Annotated in this window: 17 protein-coding genes; 10 read left to right on the top strand and 7 right to left on the bottom strand. The window is 66.9% G+C overall.

The genetic code is table 11. The features are described from left to right. The first annotated feature begins 11 nt into the window (after positions 1 to 11). Positions 12 to 1,355 (top strand): phosphoglucosamine mutase, encoded by a 1,344-nt coding sequence (gene glmM, locus BW39_RS00185; protein WP_043819007.1) that lies wholly within the window; start codon positions 12 to 14, stop codon positions 1,353 to 1,355. Between the two features lie 108 nt (positions 1,356 to 1,463). Here the strand turns inward: glmM and BW39_RS00180 are convergent, their stop codons facing one another. Together BW39_RS00180 and BW39_RS00175 are read right to left on the bottom strand one after the other, a co-directional pair. Beyond that, complete coding sequence (locus tag BW39_RS00180; protein WP_034396146.1) at positions 1,464 to 3,317, bottom strand: EAL domain-containing protein; 1,854 nt, start codon at positions 3,315 to 3,317, stop codon at positions 1,464 to 1,466. Positions 3,318 to 3,436: 119 nt separating this feature from the next. Next, entirely contained in the window at positions 3,437 to 4,417 is a 981-nt protein-coding gene (locus BW39_RS00175; protein WP_043819005.1) for a Ppx/GppA family phosphatase, read from the bottom strand. Between the two features lie 212 nt (positions 4,418 to 4,629). Here BW39_RS00175 and ppk1 point away from each other — a divergent pair, with 212 nt between their 5' ends. Further along, entirely contained in the window at positions 4,630 to 7,083 is a 2,454-nt protein-coding gene (gene ppk1 / locus BW39_RS00170; RefSeq protein WP_043819279.1) for a polyphosphate kinase 1, read from the top strand. A 60-nt stretch (positions 7,084 to 7,143) separates the two neighbouring features. On the opposite strand, the gene BW39_RS00165 is transcribed toward ppk1, so the two are convergent. Further along, the gene (locus BW39_RS00165) at positions 7,144 to 8,628 is read right to left on the bottom strand and encodes a Ppx/GppA phosphatase family protein (RefSeq protein ID WP_043819003.1); all 1,485 of its coding nucleotides are present in this window, start codon (positions 8,626 to 8,628) and stop codon (positions 7,144 to 7,146) included. A gap of 245 nt (positions 8,629 to 8,873) precedes the next feature. Here BW39_RS00165 and pstS point away from each other — a divergent pair, with 245 nt between their 5' ends. The 7 genes from pstS to phoR all read left to right on the top strand — a co-directional run bounded on the left by pstS (position 8,874) and on the right by phoR (position 15,670). Further along, a complete protein-coding gene (pstS, locus tag BW39_RS00160; RefSeq protein WP_012206717.1) occupies positions 8,874 to 9,914 on the top strand; it encodes a phosphate ABC transporter substrate-binding protein PstS in 1,041 nt (346 codons plus the stop codon). A gap of 171 nt (positions 9,915 to 10,085) precedes the next feature. Further along, positions 10,086 to 11,024: a phosphate ABC transporter permease subunit PstC gene (gene pstC, locus BW39_RS00155; RefSeq protein ID WP_012206716.1), complete on the top strand. Its 939-nt coding sequence runs from the start codon at positions 10,086 to 10,088 to the stop codon at positions 11,022 to 11,024. 17 nt (positions 11,025 to 11,041) lie between these two features. Then, positions 11,042 to 11,905 (top strand): phosphate ABC transporter permease PstA, encoded by an 864-nt coding sequence (gene pstA / locus BW39_RS00150; protein WP_034398840.1) that lies wholly within the window; start codon positions 11,042 to 11,044, stop codon positions 11,903 to 11,905. A gap of 38 nt (positions 11,906 to 11,943) precedes the next feature. Further along, positions 11,944 to 12,726: a phosphate ABC transporter ATP-binding protein PstB gene (pstB, locus tag BW39_RS00145; protein WP_012206714.1), complete on the top strand. Its 783-nt coding sequence runs from the start codon at positions 11,944 to 11,946 to the stop codon at positions 12,724 to 12,726. Between the two features lie 13 nt (positions 12,727 to 12,739). After that, positions 12,740 to 13,441, top strand: a complete 702-nt coding sequence (phoU, locus tag BW39_RS00140; protein ID WP_012206713.1) for a phosphate signaling complex protein PhoU — start codon at positions 12,740 to 12,742, stop codon at positions 13,439 to 13,441. A gap of 20 nt (positions 13,442 to 13,461) precedes the next feature. Then, entirely contained in the window at positions 13,462 to 14,157 is a 696-nt protein-coding gene (gene phoB, locus BW39_RS00135) for a phosphate regulon transcriptional regulator PhoB (protein WP_012206712.1), read from the top strand. Positions 14,158 to 14,275: 118 nt separating this feature from the next. After that, positions 14,276 to 15,670 (top strand): phosphate regulon sensor histidine kinase PhoR, encoded by a 1,395-nt coding sequence (gene phoR / locus BW39_RS00130; RefSeq protein WP_012206711.1) that lies wholly within the window; start codon positions 14,276 to 14,278, stop codon positions 15,668 to 15,670. A gap of 42 nt (positions 15,671 to 15,712) precedes the next feature. On the opposite strand, the gene BW39_RS00125 is transcribed toward phoR, so the two are convergent. The 4 genes from BW39_RS00125 to BW39_RS00110 form a co-directional block, all read right to left on the bottom strand. Then, the gene (locus tag BW39_RS00125) at positions 15,713 to 17,080 is read right to left on the bottom strand and encodes an MATE family efflux transporter (protein ID WP_043819002.1); all 1,368 of its coding nucleotides are present in this window, start codon (positions 17,078 to 17,080) and stop codon (positions 15,713 to 15,715) included. Continuing rightward, positions 17,077 to 18,816 carry a hypothetical protein gene (locus BW39_RS00120; protein WP_043819000.1) on the bottom strand — a complete coding sequence of 580 codons (1,740 nt, stop codon included), beginning with the start codon at positions 18,814 to 18,816 and terminating at the stop codon, positions 17,077 to 17,079. Before BW39_RS00120 ends, BW39_RS00125 begins: the two co-directional genes overlap by 4 nt. A gap of 155 nt (positions 18,817 to 18,971) precedes the next feature. Next, positions 18,972 to 19,217 carry a type B 50S ribosomal protein L31 gene (locus BW39_RS00115; RefSeq protein ID WP_013801474.1) on the bottom strand — a complete coding sequence of 82 codons (246 nt, stop codon included), beginning with the start codon at positions 19,215 to 19,217 and terminating at the stop codon, positions 18,972 to 18,974. 114 nt (positions 19,218 to 19,331) lie between these two features. Continuing rightward, a complete protein-coding gene (locus tag BW39_RS00110) occupies positions 19,332 to 20,525 on the bottom strand; it encodes a citrate synthase family protein (protein ID WP_043818997.1) in 1,194 nt (397 codons plus the stop codon). 101 nt (positions 20,526 to 20,626) lie between these two features. Here BW39_RS00110 and BW39_RS00105 point away from each other — a divergent pair, with 101 nt between their 5' ends. Further along, on the top strand, positions 20,627 to 22,036 hold the full coding sequence (locus tag BW39_RS00105; RefSeq protein ID WP_043818994.1) for a CoA transferase: 1,410 nt from the start codon (positions 20,627 to 20,629) through the stop codon (positions 22,034 to 22,036). Positions 22,037 to 22,083: the final 47 nt, after the last annotated feature.

Below are 22,083 nucleotides of genomic sequence, written 5' to 3'. Positions count from 1 at the left end.
AAAGGAGCACTATGGCACGCACATATTTTGGTACCGATGGAATTCGCGGCCTGGTGGGCCGCTCGCCCATCACCCCCGATTTCGCGCTGCGCCTGGCGCACGCCGTGGGCCGTGTGCTGCGGCGCAAGGAAGCCCGCCCGATGGTGCTGATCGGCAAGGACACCCGGATCTCGGGCTACATGCTGGAAAGTGCCCTGGAGTCCGGCTTCAACTCGGCCGGCGTGGACGTGATGCTGCTCGGTCCCCTGCCCACCCCGGGCGTGGCCTACCTGACGCGCGCCCAGCGCGCCAGCCTGGGCGTGGTCATCAGCGCCAGCCACAACCCTTATTACGACAACGGCATCAAGTTCTTCAGCGCACAGGGCACCAAGCTGCCCGATGCCTGGGAGGAAGAGGTCGAGCAGGCCTTGACCGAAGATCCCGTGTGGGCCGACTCTGCCGCTCTGGGAAAGGCCCGGCGCCTTGAAGACGCGGCGGGCCGCTACATCGAGTTCTGCAAGAGCACCTTTGACCATGCACTTACGCTCAAGGGCGTGAAGATCGTTGTCGATGCGGCCCATGGCGCGGCCTATCAGATCGCACCCAAGGTCTTCCATGAACTGGGGGCCGATGTGGTGGCCATAGGCTGTGCGCCCGATGGACTGAACATCAACGAAGACGTGGGTGCCACGCACCCCGAGGCTCTGGTGCTGGCCGTGCGCGCCAACAAGGCCGATTTCGGCGTGGCGCTGGATGGCGATGCCGACCGGCTGCTGCTGGTCGATGCGGCAGGGCGGCTCTACAACGGCGACGAACTGCTGTATCTGCTGGCAGCCGACCGGCTGGCGCGCGGCGAGGCCGTGCCGGGCGCCGTGGGCACGCTGATGACCAATATGGCCGTGGAGGTGGCGCTGAAGTCCCAGGGCGTGGGCTTTGTGCGTGCCAAGGTCGGCGACCGCTATGTGCTGGAAGAGCTGCACCGCCAGGGCTGGACCCTGGGCGGTGAGGGCTCGGGCCATTTGCTGGCGCTGGACAAGCACACCACGGGCGACGGCCTGGTCAGCGCGCTGCAGGTGCTGCAGGCCTGCGTGCGCTCGGGCAAGAGCCTGTCGCAGTGGCTGTCGTCCGTGCAGCTGTTTCCCCAGGTGCTGCTCAACGTGCGGCTGCAGCCGGGCCAGGACTGGAAGCGCAACACCCAATTGGAAGAGGCCACCGAGGCCGTCCAGGCCGAGCTGGGCGATACGGGGCGGGTGCTCATCCGCGCCAGCGGCACCGAGCCTTTGCTGCGCGTGATGGTGGAGGCGCGCGATGGCGATCAGGCCAGCCGCTGTGCCGAGCGCCTGGCCAGCGTGGCCAAGAATTCGCCGGTTGCCTGAGCGGTTGCGCGCTCCTGCGCATGGAAGGCCGGGGCTTCATGCCTCGGCTTTTTCTCGTCTGGATTCCGGTGCGCGAGGTGATGCGATGCGCGCGGTGATGTGGCCCGGTCAGCCCTGGCTGCGCAAGAAGGACTCCAGCGCCTCTGGTGCCAGCGGGCGGCTGAAATGGTAGCCCTGGGCTTCATCGCAGCCTTGCTCGCGCAGGAACTCCAGCTGTGCCTCGGTCTCCACGCCCTCGGCCGTGGTCTGCATGCCCAGGGCCTGGGCCATGCGGATGATGGCGCTGACAATGGCGCGGTCGTTGCTGTCGTGGTCCAGATCCTGGATGAAGGACTGGTCGATCTTGAGCTTGTAGATCTGAAAGCGCTTGAGCTGGCTCAGGGATGAATAGCCGGTGCCGAAGTCATCCATGGCCAAGCGCACGCCGTGCTCGCGCAGCCGGTCCATGGTGGCTGTCGCCTGGCGCGGATCATGGATGGCCACGCCCTCGGTCAGCTCCAGCTCCAGAGAATCGGCCGGCAGGTCGCTGTCGAGCAGGATGCGGTTGATGATCTCGGGCAGTTGCTGCTGATGGAACTGGATGGCCGAAAGATTCACGGCCACCTTCAGGTCGCACAGGCCTGCATTGCGCCAGACCTGCAACTGTTGCATGGCGCTGCGCAGCACCCATTCGCCGATCTGCAGGATCTGGCCGCTGTCCTCGGCCACGGGAATGAACTCGGCCGGTGAGACCGAGCCCAGTTCCGGGTGCTCCCAGCGCAGCAGCGCCTCCACGCTGCGCACGCGGCCCGTGCTCAGCGTGATCTGCGGCTGATAGTGCAGATACAGCTGATTGCGCTCCAGCGCCCGGCGCAGCGCGTTCTCCAACTGCAGGGCGCGCAGGGACTGTGCCTGCATCTGCGGCGTGAAGAATCGGTAGGTGTTGCGGCCGGCCTGCTTGGCGTGGTACATGGCCGCGTCGGCGGCCTGGGTCAGCGAGTCGATGTCGTGGCCGTCGCGCGGGTACAGCGCAATGCCCATGGACGGCGCAATGGTCAGCTCATGGCGGTCGATCTGGTAGGCCTGGCGCGACGCCTCCTGCAGCTTGCCGGCCACGCGAGCCGCACCCTGGGCATTGGCGCCGGGCAGCAGCAGCACGAATTCGTCGCCGCCGATGCGGGCCACCGTATCGCGGTCGCGCACGACGGCACGCAGGCGTCGGGCAATCTCCACCAGCAGGGCATCGCCCACGCGATGGCCCAGCGAATCATTGACATGCTTGAAGTGGTCCAGGTCCAGGAACATCACGGCCAGCGGCGTGTCGTTGGCCTTGGCCAGCTCGATGGCGCGGGCACTGCGCTCGGCCAGCAGCGTGCGGTTGGGCAGGCCGGTGAGCGCGTCGTAGTGCGCCATCCAGTAGATGCGTTCCTGGTCCAGCTTGCGGTCGGCAATCTCCCGGTGCAGGTTCTCCACCGTGGCGCTGAGTTCGCGTGTGCGGTCGCGCACCTGCTGCTCCAGCAGTTCGTGGGCCTGGCTCAGGGCCTGCTGGGCACGCAGGCGGTCGTCGATATCGCTCACGATCCAGATCGATCCCTCGCGCGCATCGCCCGGATTGATGAGCCGCCCCGTGAGCTCTCCCCAGAACAGGCTGCCGTCCTTGCGGCGCAGGCGGCGCTGCGTGCGAAAGGACAGGCCGGCGCTCAGCGTGCGGTAGGCCTCGCGTCCCAGGCTGCGCAGCTCATCGCGGCTGGGATGCAGGTGTTCGCTGTTGATGCCCACCAGCGCATGCTCGCCCGCGTAGCCGAAGATGTCTGCGTAGCACTGGTTGCAGCGGACGATGACGCGTTGGCGAATGAAGACGATGCCGACGCCGGCATTGTCGAGCAGGGCCTGCTGCTCGCGCAGGCTGCGTTGCAGGGACGCCGCCATCATCGAAGACGGACGTTCGAGTACAGGGTCGTACGCAATCGTCGGCGCGGACATGGCGAAGCGGTGGGGCGGTAATGAAGGGAGGGTGGGAAGCTTACAAAGTGTAGCACTTGTGCGAAAAACACTCTATCGGCCTTCCCTGACGCAAGCAGGGCCTGGGCCGTCATGGGCCGTCACTTGCCGGGTGTAACTTGCCTGCGCCTGTGTTTTCCGGAGGCTTCGGCATCCAGCCGATCGGCCAGCTCATACAGCACGCCATGCCGCAGGGCGCCATGCGTCACGCGCATGCGCTCGATGCCCAGGCTGGAGAAGATCGCCCGCATCACGCTCATGCCGCCGCCGATCATGGGGCGCAGTTCTTCCTTGAGCCCGTCCATGTTCACGCGGCTGACATGCCCTGCACGCAGCAACTGCGCCTGCAGCCAGTCCAGTCCCTGCCGCGTGATCCAGCCGGCCGTGCCATCGGGGGCATGGGCCAGCACCTTGACGATGGCACCGGCCGTGCCCGAGGACCCATAGGCATGGCTCCACTGCCCGGCGGCAAACCGCGCGGCTTCGGGCGCAATGATGTCGGCCACCGCCGCTTCGGCCTGGGACAGTGCCTGGGCCGACAGCTCTCCATCGGGAAAGTGGCGCAATGCCCAGGTCACGCTGCCGAAGGCGAAGGAGCGTGCCTGCAGCACCTGCCGCTGCTGGCCAAGGCACAGCTCGGTCGATCGGCCACCGATGTCCACCACCAGCCGCCGCTGGGGACCGGGTGGCAGCAACTGGGCGACGCCGCGATAGATCAGGCGCGCTTCTTCCTCGCCGTCGATGACTTCGATGGCGCAGCCCAGGATGCGCTGGCCCTCGTCCAGGAAGACCTGGCGGTTCGATGCCTCCCTCAGCGTCTGCGTGGCCACGGCACGAACGCGGTGGCGGGGCAGGTCGCCCAGCACCTGCGCATAGCGCTCCAGGCAGGCCCAGCCCCGCTGCATGGCCTCCAGGCTCAGGGCGCCCTGTGCGTCCAGGGCGCTGCCCAGGCGTATGGCTTCCTTGCGGTGGCTGAACAGCTGTACCTTTGCGCCGTCGCTGCGGGCCATGGCCAGCAGGCAGCTGTTGGAGCCAATGTCGATGGCGGCCAGGCGGCTTTCGGGGGGATTGGAAGAGGGCATGCGCGACAGGCGGACGACGACACGGCTGCGGCAGGTTTGCAGCAGCCAACGCCATCCAGGGGGATGGCAGTGAGCTTAGCACCCTGGCGATACAGCGCGGCCCTCGTGGCTGCGTGACCTGGTCATGACCTTTGCATGACAGCGCCAGCGCAGCCCTTCATTGCCGGAAGTCGCTTGTATGACAGGTGTCATGCGTGGATGGGATCTATGTCATGAACATGTCACAAACCCGGGGCAGACTGCCCGAATCCCCGGCCCACGGGGTGACTACCGGGTCCTGCACAGGCCGGGCCCCTGCATCCATGCCCCAGACATTCACGCCGATTCCCGCCAGCGCCTCTGCCGCGCCTGCCGAACCAGAACATGAACAGGGGCTGCGCACCATGCCCGCAGGGCCGGCCTCGCTGGGCATGGCCCGCGAGACAGCGCCCATACCCGTCTCTGCACCCTTGAATGTCCCGATGATGCCCCTGGCCAAAAGCCTTTCCACCGCCCTGCTGGAATTGCAGGGCCAGGCGATGCCAGCGTCTGCCCCGGTCTCTGCTGCGGGGCTGGCCGCCGCGGCATACACTGGCCTGTACGCCACAGCCGAAAGCGGTGAAGTGCAAGAGCAACAGCAGCAGCAACAACAGTTTCTGGACCGCGACCATTGCATCCTGGCGTTCAACGAACGCGTGCTGGACTGGGCTGTGCGCGAGGATGTGCCGCTGCTGGAGCGGCTGCGCTACCTGTGCATCGTCTCTTCCAATCTCGACGAATGGTTCGAGGTGCGCTGCGCCCCCCATGTGACGGCGGCCAAGGCCGGCGACGCCAAGGGCCTGTACACGCTGCAGAGCTTTCGCTCGCTCATGGACAAGGCGCATGAGCTGGTATTGCGCCAGTACACGCTGTACAACCAATCGCTGATTCCTGCCTTTGCGGGGCAGGGCATACGCGTGGTCTCCCATGGCGAGCGCAGCAGCGCCCAGCGCAAATGGGTGCGCGAATACTTTCTGCGCGAAGTCCAGCCCCTGCTCATGCCGGTGGGCCTGGACCCATCCCATCCATTTCCCCAGGTGGCCAACAAGGCGCTGAACTTCATCGTGCGCCTCAAGGGTGTAGATGCCTTTGGCCGCGCCAACGAGGTGGCCATCGTCAAGGTCCCGCGTGCCTTGCCTCGCCTGGTGCGCCTGCCGGAGAAGATCGCGGGCAAGCAGCGCCTGTTCGTGAGCATCTCCAGCATCGTGCGCGCCCATCTGGTCGAGCTGTTCCCGGGGCGTGAGGTGGCGGAGTTCGCGCAATTCCGTGTCACCCGCCATTCGGATCTGGCGGTGGATGAGGACGATGTCAGCGACCTGCGCATGGCGCTGCGCCAGGGTCTGCACCACCGCCACTACGGCCAGGCCGTGCGGCTGGAGGTGTCCTTTGCCTGCTCGCCCATGTTGTCCGACCTGTTGCTGGGCCAGTTCGGCCTGCCGACCGAGGCACTGTTCCGCGTCAAGGGGCCCGTGAACCTGGTGCGCCAGTCGCAGCTGGTCGATCTGGTCGATGACCCCGCGCTGCTGTTCCCGCCATGGCGGCCGGCATGGCCGCGCCAGCTGCAGCCGGGCCGCTCGGTGATGGCCCAGATCCGCAAGCGTGACGTGCTGATCCACCAGCCTTTCGAGAGCTTCGACGGCGTGCTGGAGCTGCTGCGCGAGGCCGTCAACGACCCTGAGGTGCTGGCCATCAAGCAGACCATCTACCGCACCGGGTCCGACTCCGAAATCATGCAGTTGCTGGCCGAGGCCGTGCGCCGCGGCAAGGAGGTGCTGGCCGTGCTGGAGCTCAAGGCCCGCTTTGACGAAGAGGCCAACATCAACTCCGCCGAGAAGCTGGAGGCCCTGGGCGCCCAGGTGGTCTACGGCGTGCTGGGCCTGAAGACGCACGCCAAGATGCTGCTGATCACGCGCCGCGAAAAGCGCAGCGGGCAGCTCAAGCGCTATGGACACCTGTCCACCGGCAATTACAACGTGCGCACGGCGCGCCTGTACACGGACATCAGCCAGCTGACCTGCGATGCGCAGATCACGGCCGACATGGATGCCGTGTTCAGCCACCTGTCCAGCCACAACCGCCTGCCCAAGCTGCACCAGCTGGTGATTGCGCCGTTCCAGCTGCACGACCGCATGCTGGCGCTGATCAACCAGGTGGGCGAGGCGGCGCAGCGCGGCGAAGAGGCTCGCATCGTGCTCAAGATGAATGCGCTGACCGATGAGCTGCTCATGCAGGCCCTGGTGCGTGCCGGCCAGCAGGGCGCGCGCATCGATCTCATCGTGCGCAGTGCCTGCATGCTGCCGCCGCAGCGCAAGGGCTGGACCGACAACATCCGCGTGCGCTCCATCATCGGCCGTTTCCTGGAGCACTCGCGCGTCTTCTACTTTGCCTGGGGCAAGCAGCAGGAGCTGCTGCTGTCCAGCGCCGACTGGATGAACCGCAACATGATGCGCCGGGTGGAACTGGCCTGGCCCGTGCGCGACCCCGTGCTGCGCCAGCAGGTGATAGATGAATGCCTGGTCGCTGGCCTGTATGACAATCGCGATGCCTGGACCCTGGAGGCCAATGGTGCCTACCAGCGTGCACCCTATCCGACCACGGGCCTGGGTGCGCAGCGCGCCTTGATGGAGCGCTACGGGCCCCAGGTCTGAGCTGCGTCACGGCCGGCGGGCCCGCGCCATCCCGGCGCAAGCCGAAGCGGGTGGCCGTGCTCAGTGCAGATGCAGCTGCAAGGTCCAGGGCGTCTTCTGCCAGGCCACGGCCTCGGTGCGCAGCAGCTGGGCGGACTGGGGATAGCTTTTGGCCCAGCCTTCCAGCACGGTCAGGTGAAAGACGCTGTCCGAGCGATGCAGGCGCATGCCCTGCAGATCGGGGTCACGCCGGGCATGGCACAGCTGCACGGCCAGCCGCAGTGCGAGCAGGGGCCAGGCCACGGCCTGGTCCTCGATGGCGGCTTCCAGCTTGCGCAGCTTGCCCTGGTGGCCGAGCACGAGCTGGGTGATGCGCGCGCGCAGCTCCACAGGCCATGTCGCGGCACCGCAGTGCTCGGTGATGTAGGCGCCGTGCCGGTGGTAGGCGCTGAGGGAGATGCGCATGCCGATCTCGTGCAGGCTGGCGGCCGTGTCCAGTGCATGCGTGGACAGGGCATCGGGCGATTGTTGCGCGTGCAGCGATTGCCAGGCCCAGCGTGCCACCTTGCGCACGCGCAGCGCATGCGGGGCGTCAATGCCGAAGTCCTGCTGCAGCGCGGCAATTTCGGCTGCCTCGCGGTCGGCGGGGGGCTCATGCTCCAGCAGGTCGTGCAACACGCCCTGGCGCAGCGCGCCCTGGGCGACTTCCAGCTCATTGATGCCCAGCAGGCCCAGGGCCGCAATCAGGATGCTCAGGCCTCCGGCGATGACGGCGCGGCGGTCTTCCTTGAGTCCGGCCAGCCGGATGCGGTCCACATGGCCGGCCTCCATCAACTGCTCATGCAGCCAGCGCAGGCTGTCGGGCGTGATCAGCCCGCCGGAATATCCGTTGGCAGCCAGGATGTCGCCCACGGCGTTGGCCGTGCCTGACGAGGCATAGGCGCAGTCCCATGCAGTGGCCGGGTAGGCCGAGACGGTCTGGGTGAGGGCCGCCTGCGCGGCCTTGATGGCGGCCGAGAAATGTGCGCGCGACAGCGTGCCTTCGCCAAAGAACTGCGTGCTCCAGGCGACGCTGCCTATGGGGTAGGAGGCCACCTGACGCGCCTCGCCATGCTGGCCGATGATGACTTCGGTCGAGCGGCCGCCAATGTCCACCACCAGGCGCCGCTGCTGCGAGGGCGGCAACAGGCTGGAGACGCCGCGATAGATCAGCCGGGCCTCTTCCTCGCCCGAGATGACCTCGATGGGAAAGCCCAGCAGGGCGCTGCCGCGTGCGATGAAGACATCGCGGTTGCGGGCCTCCCGCAGGGTTTGCGTGGCCACGGCGCGGACCTGGTCGGCAGGAAAGCCGGCCAGGCGCTCGCCAAAGCGTGCCAGGCAGTCCCAGCCGCGTTGCATGGCCTCGTCGGTCAGCTCATGGTGCTCGTTGAGCCCATTGCCCTGGCGCACGGTTTCCTTGAGATATTCCACGCGCTCTATGCGCTGGTGGCTGCCGACGCGGCCTATTTCTAGGCGAAAGCTGTTGGATCCGAGGTCAACGGCGGCGAGCAGGGATTCTGGTGCCATGAAAGAAACGCCAATCAAGATTCGTCGAGCAGGAGTGCGCAGCGGTGCCGGGTGGCAGGGCTGCGCTTGTCTGGTGCCAGCTCGTGCGAGGCACAAGACTAAGACGGAATTGTGACACCGCGATGACCCGGGTCTTACAGACTATGGCCCAGCATTTGTGACGCCTTTTCTCCGTGTCATATCAATGTCACAAAGCCTTCTTACAGTCCAGCCATCGCATCTTTCAACCCCTAAGAGGTCTGTACATGAAGTTGTCTGTGATTCACATTCTGGTGGCTGGTGCTCTGTCTGCGGGCGGTATGGGCCAGGCCCTGGCGCAGCAGGAAGCCACCGGCGCCGGCGCCAGCTTCCCTGCGCCGCTGTACTCGAAGTGGGCCGCCGATTACCACAAGGCCACCGGCGTGAAGATCAACTACCAGTCCGTGGGCTCCAGCGCCGGCATCAAGCAGATCGAAGCCAAGACCGTGGACTTCGGTGCTTCGGACGAACCGCTCAAGGACGACGAACTGGCCAAGAAGGGCCTGGTGCAATTCCCCACCGTGATCGGCGGCATCGTGCCCGTGGTCAATATCAAGGGCATCCAGCCCGGCCAGCTCAAGCTGACCGGCCAGGTGCTGGGCGACATCTACCTGGGCAAGATCACCAAGTGGAACGACGAGGCCATCAAGGCCCTGAACCCCGGCGTGACCCTGCCTGACGCCACCATCGCTCCCGTGCGCCGTGCTGACGGCTCGGGCACCACCTTCGGCTTCACGAACTACCTGTCCAAGGTCAATGCCGAGTGGAAGGAAAAGGTTGGCGAAGGCAAGGCCGTGAACTGGCCCACGGGTGCCGGCGGCAAGGGCAATGAAGGCGTGGCCGCCTTCGTGGGCCGCCTGCCCAACTCCATCGGCTACGTCGAGTACGCCTATGTCAAGCAAAACAAGCTGACCTACACGCAGCTGCAGACCGCTGGCGGCGCCTTCGTGTCGCCCGACGACGCCACCTTCAAGGCCGCTGCCGCCGGTGCCGACTGGGCCAAGAGCTTCTACCAGATCCTGACGAACCAGCCCGGCAAGGATGCATGGCCCATCACCTCGGCCACGTTCATCATCATGCACAAGGCCCAGGACAAGCCCGCACAGGCCGCTGCCTCGCTGAAGTTCTTCGAGTGGGCCTACAAGTCCGGCGACAAGACCGCCACCGACCTGGACTACGTGCCCATGCCTGACGCCGTCAAGAACGTGATCTTCCAATCCTGGGGTCAAGTCAAGGACGCCTCGGGCACCGCGATTTCCCTGAAGTAAACCCTGAAAAGGGGCCATGGCGCACCGCCGGCAGGTGCATCATGGCCCCTCTGATCTCCCCACAAACCGCGAATAAAGGCGCCTCACGTGTCCACAACGTCGCCCTCGAACTCGCTGGCCGCCTCCGCACAGGCTTCCCAGCGACGCACACCTTCTCCGCTACGCCCCCCGATGCTGTCGGGGCGCGTGGCGGATCGCTTGTTTGGCGCTCTCGCGCGTCTGGCCGCGCTGCTGACGCTGGGCCTGCTGCTGGCCATCCTGGCTTCGCTGCTGGTCGGCGCCTGGCCCGCCATCTATGAATACGGCCTGAGCTTTCTGGGCCGCAGCGTCTGGGACCCCGTTCGCAACGAATATGGCGGCCTGGTCATGATTTACGGCACGCTGGCCACTTCGGCCATCGCGTTGCTGATTGCGGTGCCCGTGAGCTTTGGCATCGCCCTGTTCCTCACCGAGCTGTCGCCCGCCTGGCTCAAGCGCCCGCTGGGCACCGCCGTCGAGCTGCTGGCCGCCGTGCCCTCCATCGTCTACGGCATGTGGGGCCTGATGGTCTTCGGTCCCGTGCTCTCCACCTATGTGCAGCAGCCGCTGCAAAAGCTGTTTCAGGGCGTTCCTTATCTGGAAGCCTTCGTGTCCGGCCCGCCCGTAGGCATCGGCATCCTGTCGGCCGGCATCATCCTGGCCATCATGATCATCCCCTTCATCGCCTCGGTGATGCGCGATGTGTTCGAAGTCACGCCGGCCCTGCTCAAGGAGTCGGCCTACGGCCTGGGCTCCACGACCTGGGAAGTGGTCTGGAAGGTCGTGCTGCCCTACACCAAGACCGGCGTGCTCGGTGGCGTGATGCTGGGTCTGGGCCGTGCGCTGGGCGAGACGATGGCCGTCACCTTCGTGATCGGCAACATGAACCAGCTCAACTCGCTGTCTGTCTTCGAGGCTGCCAACAGCATCACCTCGGCGCTGGCCAACGAGTTTGCCGAAGCGGGCGAAGGCCTGCACCAGGCTTCGCTGATCTATCTGGGCCTGGTGCTGTTCTTCATCACCTTCGTGGTGCTGGCCTGCTCCAAGGTGCTGCTCAACCGTCTGCAGAAGAATGAAGGAGCCCGCTCGTGAGCAGCACCTCCACCAAGATGATCAATGCGGCCGAACTGACGCGCGTGCGCCAGGCCAAGTACGCCAAGCGCAAGCGCGTGAACCAGGTGGCGCTGACCCTGTCGCTGGCTGCCATGGCCTTCGGCGTGTTCTGGCTGGTCTGGATCCTGTGGGAAACCATCACGCTGGGTATCGGCGGCCTGAGCCTGGCGCTGTTCAGCGAAATGACGCCTCCGCCCAATGAGGCGGGCGGCATTGCCAACGCCATCTTCGGCTCGCTGATCATGGTGGCGCTGGCCACCTTCGTCGGCACGCCCATCGGCGTGATGGCCGGTGTCTACCTGGCTGAATACGATGCGCGCGGCTGGCTGGCCAATACCACGCGCTTCGTCAACGACATCCTGCTGTCGGCGCCTTCCATCGTGATCGGCCTGTTCGTCTACACCGTGGTCGTGGCGCGCTTCAAGAGCTTTTCCGGCTATGCGGGCGTGGTGGCGCTGGCGCTGATCGTGATTCCCGTGGTCATCCGCACCACCGAGAACATGCTGGTGCTGGTGCCTGCCAGCCTGCGCGAAGCGGCCTATGCACTGGGCACGCCCAAGTGGAAGGTCATCATCATGGTGACGCTGCGTGCAGCGCGTGCCGGCGTGATCACCGGCGTGCTGCTGGCCGTGGCCCGCATTGCCGGGGAAACCGCTCCGCTGCTGTTCACGGCGCTGAACAACCAGTTCTGGAATGCCGACCTGTCCAAGCCCATGGCCAGCCTGCCGGTGACGATCTTCAAGTTCGCGATGAGCCCCTACGAGAATTGGCAGCAACTGGCCTGGGCCGGCGTGTTCCTGATCACCGTGGCGGTGCTCGGTCTCAATATCCTGGCGCGGTTCCTGACCCGCCAGAAGTAATGCAGCAATAAGCAATCAACAAGGACAAGGATCACGCAATGACTGCGACCTCTTCCACCGCGCTGAACTCCTCCAAGCTGACGGTTCGTGACCTGAACTTCTACTACGGCAAGTTCCACGCCCTCAAGGGCATCAACCTGGACATCCCCGAAAAGAAGGTCACGGCCTTCATCGGCCCGTCGGGCTGCGGCAAGTCCACGCTGCTGCGCACCTTCAACCGCATGTTCGAGCTGTACCCCGAGCAGCGCGCCGAAGGCCAGATCATGCTGGACGGCGAGAACCTGCTGACCAGCAAGCAGGACGTGGCGCTGATCCGCGCCAAGGTGGGCATGGTCTTCCAGAAGCCCACGCCGTTTCCGATGTCCATCTACGACAACATCGCCTTCGGCGTGAAGCTGTTTGAAAACCTCAGCTCCTCCGACATGGACGACCGTGTCGAATGGGCACTGCGCAAGGCGGCCCTGTGGGGCGAGGTCAAGGACAAGCTGCAGCAAAGCGGCTCGGGCCTGTCCGGCGGCCAGCAGCAGCGCCTGTGCATCGCGCGCGGCATTGCCATCAAGCCCGAAGTGCTGCTGCTCGACGAGCCCTGCTCGGCCCTGGACCCGATCTCCACGGCAAAGATCGAGGAGCTGATTGCCGAGCTGAAGAACGACTACACCGTCGTCATCGTGACGCACAACATGCAGCAGGCAGCGCGCTGCAGCGACTACACGGCCTACATGTACCTGGGCGATCTGGTGGAATTCGGAGACACCGAGCAGATGTTCTTCAAGCCCCAGCGCAAGGAAACGGAAGACTACATCACAGGCCGCTTCGGCTGAGCAGGAGCAATCGATGAACGAAAAACACCTTTCCAGCCAGTTCGACAGCGAACTCAACCGCGTCTCTGCGCGCGTCATGGAGCTCGGCGGCCTGGTCGAGTCCCAGATCCGCCAGGCGGTCTATGCGCTGTCGCGCTTCAGCATCGAGGCCGTGGAGCAGGTCGATGCCGCGGAAAAGCGCGTCAACGCCATGGAAGTGGAGATCGACCACGAGCTCTCGTCCATCATCGCCCGGCGCCAGCCCACGGCGCGCGACCTGCGCCTGCTGATCGCCTTCTCCAAGGCCACGGCCAATCTGGAGCGCATGGGTGATGAAGCGCACAAGATGGCGCGCATGGTCAAGTCCATCATCGAAAGCGGTGCTGCGCGCTCCCTGCCCACGGGCGACCTGCGCACGGCGGCCGAGATGGCCTCGGGCCTGCTGCGCAAGACGCTGGACGCCTTTGCACGCCTGGACACCAAGGCGGCCGTGGCCATCCTCAAGGAAGATGATCTGATCGACCAGGAGTTCGACGGCTTCGTGCGCAAGCTCATCACCTACATGATGGAAGACCCGCGCACCATCTCGGCCAGCCTGGACCTGCTGTTCCTGGCCAAGGCCATCGAGCGCATCGGCGACCATTCCAAGAATGTGGCCGAGCTGATCATCTATCTGGTGGAGGGCAAGGATGTCCGTCACCAGACCATGGATGCCATTGAGTCGGCAGTGCTGTAAGTGCCGGAGGCGAACAACGGATGAAGAAGATGCCCATGGTCCTCATCGTCGAGGACGAGCCCGCCATCGCGGAGCTGATCGCTGTCAACCTGCGGCACAACGGCTTCCAGCCGGTCTGGGCCGAGGATGGCGTGACGGCTCAGCGCGAGCTGGATGCCGTGCTGCCCGACGTGATCCTGCTTGACTGGATGCTGCCCGGCGCCAGCGGCCTGTCCCTGGCGCGCAAATGGCGCGCGGACAGCCGCACCAAGGCCGTGCCCATTCTGATGCTCACGGCGCGCGGCGATGAACCTGACAAGGTGGCGGGGCTCGATGCGGGCGCCGATGACTACATCACCAAGCCCTTCTCGACCCAGGAGCTGCTCGCGCGCATCCGTGCCGTGCTGCGGCGCCGTGCGCCCGAGCAGATTCAGGACAAGGTCAATATCGGCGAGCTGGTGCTCGATGCCGCCGCGCACCGCGTGAGCTGGCAGGGCGACATGATCAAGGTGGGCCCCACCGAGTTCAAGCTGCTGCACTACCTGATGAAGCACCCCGAGCGCGTGCACAGCCGTGCCCAGTTGCTGGACAAGGTCTGGGGCGATCACGTCTTCATCGAGGAGCGCACGGTGGACGTGCACGTCAAGCGGCTGCGCGAGGCGCTGGGCATGGCCGGTGCATTGATCGAGACGGTACGCGGCGCCGGCTACCGGCTCAGCGCGCAGGCGCTGGCCTGAGGCCGCTTTTTCCGCATGAATCCACGCATGGCCTTCACGGGTCATGCCAGGGCGCCGCTGCCCAGGGCAGCGAATACAACGCAAAGAAGGCGCAAGTATGGGTTGGCGAGGTTTTCGCTTGTTGGCGTCCCAGATCGCGGGCGCATTGCTGGGCTGGTGGCTCTGGGGCGTCATGTCCGCCTCCAGCCCTGGCATGGCCGCCCAGGCCGTGGCGGCCCTGACGGGAGCGCTGTGCGCGGGCTGGATCTGGTGGCTGGTGGACAGCTGGAACGCCATGCGCCTGCTGTCCTGGCTGCGCCAGTCGGAGCTGCGGGAGGCTCCCGAGCTCAGCGGCATCTGGGGGGAAGCCAGCGTGCGCATGCGCCGGTGGCTGCGCCAGAGCGTGCAGCAGGTGCAGCAGGGCGATCAGCGCCTCAACGACATTCTTTCCGCCCTGCAGGCCAGCCCCAATGGCGTGGTCCTGCTGGACGCCGATGGGCGCATCGAATGGTGCAACCAGATCGCGGCGCGGCAGTTCGGCTTCGATGCCGAACGCGACCTGCTGCAAAGCATTGGCAACCTGGTGCGCGACCCCGAGTTCAGCGCCTATTTCGCCACCCAGGATTTCTCACGCGACCTGGTCATGCAGGGCCGCGAAAGCACGGCCTCGCGGCCCGTCAAGCTGTCGGTGCAGCTGTATGGCTATGGCGAAGGGCGCAAGCTGCTGCTGGCGCGCGATGTCACCGCGGTGGAGCAGGCCGAGGCCATGCGCCGCGACTTCGTGGCCAATGTCTCGCATGAAATCCGCACGCCGCTGACCGTGCTCGTGGGCTTTGTGGAGACGCTGCAGAACCTGCCGCTGGAGCCCGAGGAGCGCAACCGCTACCTGGGACTGATGGCCCAGCAGGCCGAGCGCATGCAGCATCTGGTGGAAGACCTGCTGGCGCTGTCGCGCCTGGAGGGCAGCCCCTTGCCCAGCAGCAACGAATGGGTGCCCGTGGCCCAGCTGATGCAGCGCTGCGAGAACGAGGCGCGCGGCCTGTCTTCCATGCTCACGCGCAAGCAATCCCTGCCGCATGCGCTGAGCTTTCCGTCGGCCGAGATGCTGGCGCAGGCCGGTGAGGTGGCCGGCGCCAGCGCCGAGCTGCAAAGCGCTTTCTCCAACCTGCTGGCCAACGCCATGCGCTACACGCCGGCAGGCGGGCGCATCGAGGTGACCTGGGAGAGCCTGCCTGATGGATCGGCCCGCTTTGCCGTGCAGGACTCCGGTCCAGGCATCGAACCCAAGCACCTGGCGCGTCTGACAGAACGCTTTTACCGTGTGGACCGCAGCCGTTCGCGCGACACCGGCGGCACGGGCCTGGGCCTGGCCATCGTCAAGCATGTGCTGCAGCGCCATGGCGCGAAGCTGGGCATCACCAGCGCGCCGGGCCAGGGGTCGGAGTTTTCCGTGACCTTTCCGGCCAGCCGCGTCCGCATCGCGGCCCCAGGCACACGCGAAGTCGGCGAGGCCCGCGAAAGCCGCGCCGCGTAGGCATAGGCGTGGGCGTGGCCCCGTGTGAACGGCGGTTGCCGTTCAGCGGCTTGTGGCTTTGCGCACGATGGCGCTGAACACCAGGGCCGTCACCAGCAGCGCACAGGCACTGCTGGCCCAGAACGGGGCGGGCGTGCCATGGTGCAGCCAGGCGGGCAGGGCGCGGTCCGTGCCGTAGGCCAGCCAGTATCCGCCGGCCAATCCGCCGCCCCACAGCAGCAGGCAGTAGATGACCAGCGGCGCCACGGTGATGCGGTAGCAGCGCAGCACGAAGAGGCAGAAGGTCTGCACGGCGTCGGCCACATGGTAGGCAGCCACCCAGGCCAGCAGGCTGGCGGTAGTGGCCACCACCTCGGGGTTGCTGCTGTAGATGCGGGCCAGGCCCTCGCGGGACAGGAACAGTGCCGAGGCCAGCACCAGTCCACCCGTTGCCGCAAGCCGCCAGCCCATGGTGACAAGGCGGCGCGCCATGGCCTCGTCCCCCGCGCCGCGCCAGTAGCTGATCCGCGCGCTGGTGGCAATCGCCAGCGACAGGGGCACCATGTAGCACAGCGCCGCAAGATTGGCAGCAATCTGGTGGCTGGCCGAGGACAGCGTGCCCTGGCGCGCCACGAACAAGGCCATCAGCGTGAACGAGGTCACCTCCACCAAAATTGCCAGCCCTGCAGGAACGCCCAGTCGAGCGAACTGCGCCAGTTGCGGCCAGTCCGGGGGCTCCATGCGCTGCCACAGCGCCAGGGGCGCATACAGGCTCTGGCTGCGCATCAGCACGAATGCGAGGGCAACCATGGCGTAGTTCACCACCAGCGTGGCCCAGGCGCAGCCCTCGGCGCCCAGCGCAGGCAGGCCGGCGCCGCCAAAGGCCAGCCAGATCGACAGGGGGATTTTCAGCAGCAGCGACAGCAGCTGCAGCCAGGTCACCAGCAGGGGATGGCCCAGCGCCTGGTTCAGTGTGCTGTAGATGCGAAACAGCAGCGCGGCCGGAAGGCTCCAGGCCAGCACCGAAAGATAGGCCCGCACCTCCACCTGCAGCGGTGGCGGCACATCGGCCCAGCGCAGCAGCGCATCGGGAAACAGCAGCACGCCCATGCCCAGGGCGCAGGCGGCCAGCAGCATGTACATGGCCTGGCGCAGCGTGCGGCCTATGGCCTCGGGCTGTCCGGCGCCGCGATGCTCGGCCCACAGCGGCAGCAGGGCCTGGAAGATGCCCATCAACGAGACATAGACACTCACGAAGATGGCCGAGCCCACGGACAGCGCTGCCAGCGCTTCTTCGGCGTAGCGGCCCGCCACGATGGTGTCGGTCACGCCGAAGGCCATCACCGCCAACTGCCCGGCCAGCACGGTCAGCGCGTGCTGGGCGATGGTGCGCCGTTCGGTGCCCAGTGGCGCGCGCGCGGGCTGGCTCATGGCCTGCCCTGGGCGCGGCTCGCCTCGGGCCTGCGCTTCAAGACCAGCAGGAAGTCCTTGCGATCGGTGGGGCGCACCACGCGGGCCACGGTTTCCCAGGTGCCCTGCAGGCGCGCGCTGTGCGGGTCCAGCCAGGTTTCTTCCTCGGCCACCATCCAGTCGCAGCGGGCGGCGCCGGCCATGCTCAGGCGTTGGGTGTCGATGTCGCCGTAGTAGCGCAGCGCCGCAATGTGGGCGCGGGGCAGGCCATAGGTTTGCACGCAGCTGCCGTCCTTGGGCAGTTCGGCCAGCACCTGTCGCATCTGCGGCTCGAAGCTGCGCGCGTGGTCCAGCAGCGGCAGCCACAGCGTCATCAGCAGCAGCCAGCCCAGCGTGGCGCCGCTGGCCGGCAGCACCAGGCTCTTCCAGATGGCGGCGCGGTTGCGCGATGTGCGCCAGGCGACGAGCACGCACCAGGCCAAGGTGGCGGCAACCGCCGCGGCGAAGGAGAACACCGAGAATTCCGGCGTGAACTGCGGAGCCAGCCTGGCCACATTGGCGGCCGGCTTGGCGGGAATGCCGGTCTGCAGCGAGAGCCAGATCACCCAGATGGCAATGGCGGCGACGCTGAAGAACAGCAGGGTGAACCAGTCGATCAATGCGCTGATGCTGCGGCGCAGCGTCGGCAGGGCAAAGGCTGCCAGCGTGGCGATGGCCGGCAGGCCCAGCAGCAGGGCGCGGTCCGCAGGCAACGTGCTCAGCGAAGCGATCACCGGAATGACGGCAAACCACAGCGGCAGCGCCAGATGGGGATAGCGGCGAGGCGCGGCGATCTGGCGGCGCCAGACCCACAGGGTCCACATGGCCAGCGGCCAGGCCGGCCAGCTGAACCACAGCAGCAGCCTGACCAGGCTTTGCCATTCCTTGGCGGTGCCGCTGTCCACCAGGCGCCAGGCCCATTGGTCCAGCCACCAGGACAGTGCAGCCGCCAGCAGTGTGACGCCCAGCCACAGCGCGGTCCAGATGCGCGCCTCGCGCGGTGCGGGCGAGGGCTCGTCACCCCAGGTGCGCGAGAAGAACGCCATGGTCGCACCGCCCAGGCCGAACAGCGAGGCCACGGTCGGCGCGCCGCTCAGCGCCAGGCCCGGCAGGCCCAGCAGCAGCGCCAGCATGGCGGTGCGGCCGTGGTAGGGCATGGCTGCGGCGGCAAAGAACAGCAGGGCCGCGCAGCCCAGCTGGGTCATGTAGCTGGTGGTTTCATGGGAAAGCTGGGCCAGGCCCAGGCAGGCCACCAGGGCCAGCAGGCCGCCATCGGCCATGGCGCGCGCATAGTCGGTGGGCTGTGCCTCGCCGCCAAAGGCAAAGGCCACGGGGCGCGCGCCCGGCGTGCGCGCCAGGTAGTACACGCCCCACCAGGTGGCCGTCAGCGTGAGCACCAGCATGGCGATGAAGGGCAGGCGTGCCGCCATCTCCAGATGCAGCCAGGAAGGCGCTCCCTGCATGGCCAGCGCGCCAAGCCAGTACGACAGCAGGCCCTCGGATTCGGGCAGCAGGCCCGCCATGCGCGGTGCCAGCCACGAGGTATGGCCCAGGGCCAGCTCCCGCATGTAGCCGAAGGCCTCCATGTCGGCCATGCGCCAGGGGCTGCGCCCCACATATCCGGGCACGACATAGGCCAGGCACAGCAGCAGCAGCGACCAGCGGGGCAGGCGGCGCACGGCGCTTTGGGCAACGATGGCAGGGGTGGGCTGGTTCACTCACAGGACTTTCTGCAACGGAGGGCGCAAGAATACGCGAAGCAAGGGCCTCGAAAAGAATGGGGCATGCCGGGCCGCCATGGATTGGCCGGACTGCGAAAAACAAAAGGGCAGCGCGGTTGCCCGTGCTGCCCTTCTGGCCGGAGAAGCAGGATTTACTTCTTGCCGAAACGGTTGCGGAAGCGCTCCACACGGCCGCCCATGTTGTCCACCGACTTTTGCGTGCCGGTGTAGAACGGGTGCGACTCGGACGAGGTGTCCAGCTTGAACAGGGGGTAGTCCTTGCCTTCGAAGGTGTCGGTTTCCTTCGTGTTCACGCAGGAGCGGGTCACGAACTTGAAGCCGTTGGACAGGTCCACGAACAGAACTTCGCGGTAGTTGGGGTGGATGCCTTCTTTCATGATCTTTCCTTCTGATGCAAGTGCGGTAGCCGTGCCTGACCCGCTGCAACCTTTGTAGCGGTTCAAATCAAGCGTACTTTCCGCAAGAAAAAGCCCTGCATTATCGCATAGTGCTCAGTTGCGTGCCAAGCCGGCGGGCCTGAGCCCCGTGTACGCCGCGCGTGGCCGGATGATCTGCCGTGTGGCGCGCTGCTCCAGCGCCTGTGCCAGCCAGCCTGCGCAGCGGCCCAGCGCGAACAGCCCGAAGGCGCTGCCCGCCGGCAACTGCAGGTGCCGCCGCAGGGCCACCAATGCGAAATCGACCGAAGGGGCCAGGCCAGTGAGTGCCATCACTTCGGCCGCCAGGGCCGCCGCCGGTCCCTGCCTGGGCAGCATTTCCAGCAGCAGGGCGGCGCGCACATCGCCTTCGGGGTAGAGGTGGTGGCCGAAGCCGGGCAGGGTCTCGCCGCGCGCCAGGCGCTGGCGCAGGCGTGCCGGGGCCTGCGCCTTGCCCAGCTCGTCCCAGAGCGCCTCGACGCGCGCGGTCGTGCCGCCGTGGCGCCCGCCCGTCAGGGCGGCAAGGCCTCCCACCACGGCCGCCCGCAGGCTGGCGCCCGTGGATGCCACGCAGCGCGCCGTGAAGCCGGAGGCGTTGAGTTCATGGTCGGCGCACAGCACCAGGGCCATGCGCACCAGGTCGGCGCCTTGTGCGTCCAGCTCCCAGGCCTGGGCGCATTGCAGGTGGATGGGGGTCTTGTCCGGCACCGTGCCCAGCAGGCAGGCCGCCAGCAGGCGCAGGAGCGCTCCGCAGCCTGCCGCCAGCCGCTCTGGCGATTGCTGCCATGCGGCAGTGGCCGCGTCATCGCTGGCGACGGTGAACAGGGCCAGCAATGTGTTTTCGCAAGGCTGGCCGGCCATGCGCTGCTGCAGGTCGGGCAACACAGGGGCGGCCTCCACGGCGTGTGCGGCGAAGGCGGCATCGGCCGGGTATTGCCAGAGCAGGGCGGCGGTCTCTTCCAGCGTGTGCGCGCGTGCCCAGTCCACGGCGTCCTCGCCACGGTAGTAGAGGCGGCCCTGTTCTATCAGCGTGATCGATGACTCCAGCACCGGCAGGCCCCAGTTGAGCGCGGCCTGGGCGACTTCGCGGGGTTTGCGGCCCTGGCCGCGCTGGCGCGCGAGTTGCTCGACCTCTTCGCGCAGGTAACGGCTTTCGCGCGGCGTGTCTGCCGCGTGGGCATGGAGCAGCCCCCGGCTGACATAGGCATACAGCGTGGCGCGGCTCACGCCCAGCAGTGCGGTGGCTTCGGTCGAGTTCAGGTAGTCGGGCATGGATGTGATGATATGTTGATTTATTTAATCAATATTGACAATATTTTCTGGAAATCTATGGTGCGGGTTCCAACCCTTGTTTCCGTTGCCAGGAGTGCTCCATGTCCAGTCTTCCGACCTCTTCCGCTTTTGATCACTGCGCCGCCCAGATCTGGGCGGCACTGGAAGGTGCCCAGGACGCGCTGCGCCGTCTGGAGATGCGCGGGCAAGGCGCCTTGGCCTCGGTGTTTCCGGTCTCCGATCTGGCGGCGGCCAGCCTGGGTGTGGCAGGCCTTGCCATCTCCGAGCTGGTGGCCCAATGCGGCGCTGCCGCGCCGCAGGTGGTGGTGGACCGCAGACTCGCGTCCCTGTGGTTTGGCAGCAGCCTGCATCCGCTGGGCTGGGAGATGCCCGCGCTGTGGGACGCCGTGGCCGGCGACTACCGCACGGCCGATGGCTGGATCCGCCTGCATACCAATGCGCCCCACCACCGCGCAGCGGCGCTGGCCGTGCTCGACGCGCCGGCCGATCGGGAGGCTGTGGCTACGGCGGTCAGGCGCTGGACGGCGCATGAGTTGGAGTCGGCCGTTGTTGCGCAGGGTGGCTGTGCCGCCGCCATGCGCGGGCTGGCTGCCTGGGCTGCGCATCCGCAGGGGCAGGCCGTGCAGCAGGAGCCTTTGCTGGCGTGGCAGGTGCATCCGCAGCCGGGCCAGCCCTTCAGTTTCAGTGCTGGTGCGTGGCAGCCATCGGCGCAGCGGCCGCTGCAGGGGCTGCGCGTGCTGGATCTGACGCGCATCCTGGCCGGTCCCGCCGCCACGCGCTGGCTGGCGGGCCATGGTGCCGAGGTGCTGCGCATCGATCCGCCCGGTTGGGAGGAGCCGGGTACGGTGCCTGAAGTCACGCTGGGCAAGCGCTGTGCCCGGCTGGACCTGCGCGCGCCCCAGGATCGTGCCGTGTTCGAGCAACTTCTGGCCGGCGCCGACGTGCTGGTCCATGGTTACCGGGACGGTGCGCTGGAGGGGCTTGGATTCGGGGCCACGTGGCGCCGTCGACTGAATCCCTCGCTCATCGATGTGTCGCTCAACGCCTATGGATGGAGCGGTCCCTGGCAGCAGCGGCGTGGCTTCGACAGCCTGGTGCAGATGAGCGCCGGCATTGCCAATGCAGGCATGCACCGGCTGGGCCGTGACCGGCCCACGCCGCTGCCGCTGCAGGCGCTGGACCACGCCACCGGCTATCTGATGGCTGCCGCCGTGGTGATGGCGCTGGTGCGGCGCATGCAGGGGCAGGGCGGCAGCACGGTGCGCGCCTCGTTGGCGCGCACGGCCCATCTTCTGGCGGGACATGGCGTGGGCGATCCGGATGCCTGCCCGCTGGCGCCGGTGAACGGTGCCGAGGATTTCAGCGCGGCGATCGAGGCGACCTCCTGGGGCGCGGCGCGGCGCCTGCGGGCGCCGGTGGAGGTGGCGGGTGCGCCCATGCACTGGGAGCGCGCGGCCTGTGCGCTGGGCACGTCTGTCGCAGCGTGGTGAGACGGGCGGCTGGAATGCAAAACGCCCCGCGTGAGCGAGGCGTCTAT

Origin of the sequence: Delftia sp. RIT313 (genome assembly GCF_000632165.1) — a bacterium.
Taxonomy (GTDB): domain Bacteria; phylum Pseudomonadota; class Gammaproteobacteria; order Burkholderiales; family Burkholderiaceae_C; genus Comamonas; species Comamonas acidovorans.
The sequence above is the reverse complement of the archived record's forward strand: the minus strand, read 5'-3'. Positions and strand labels throughout refer to the sequence as shown.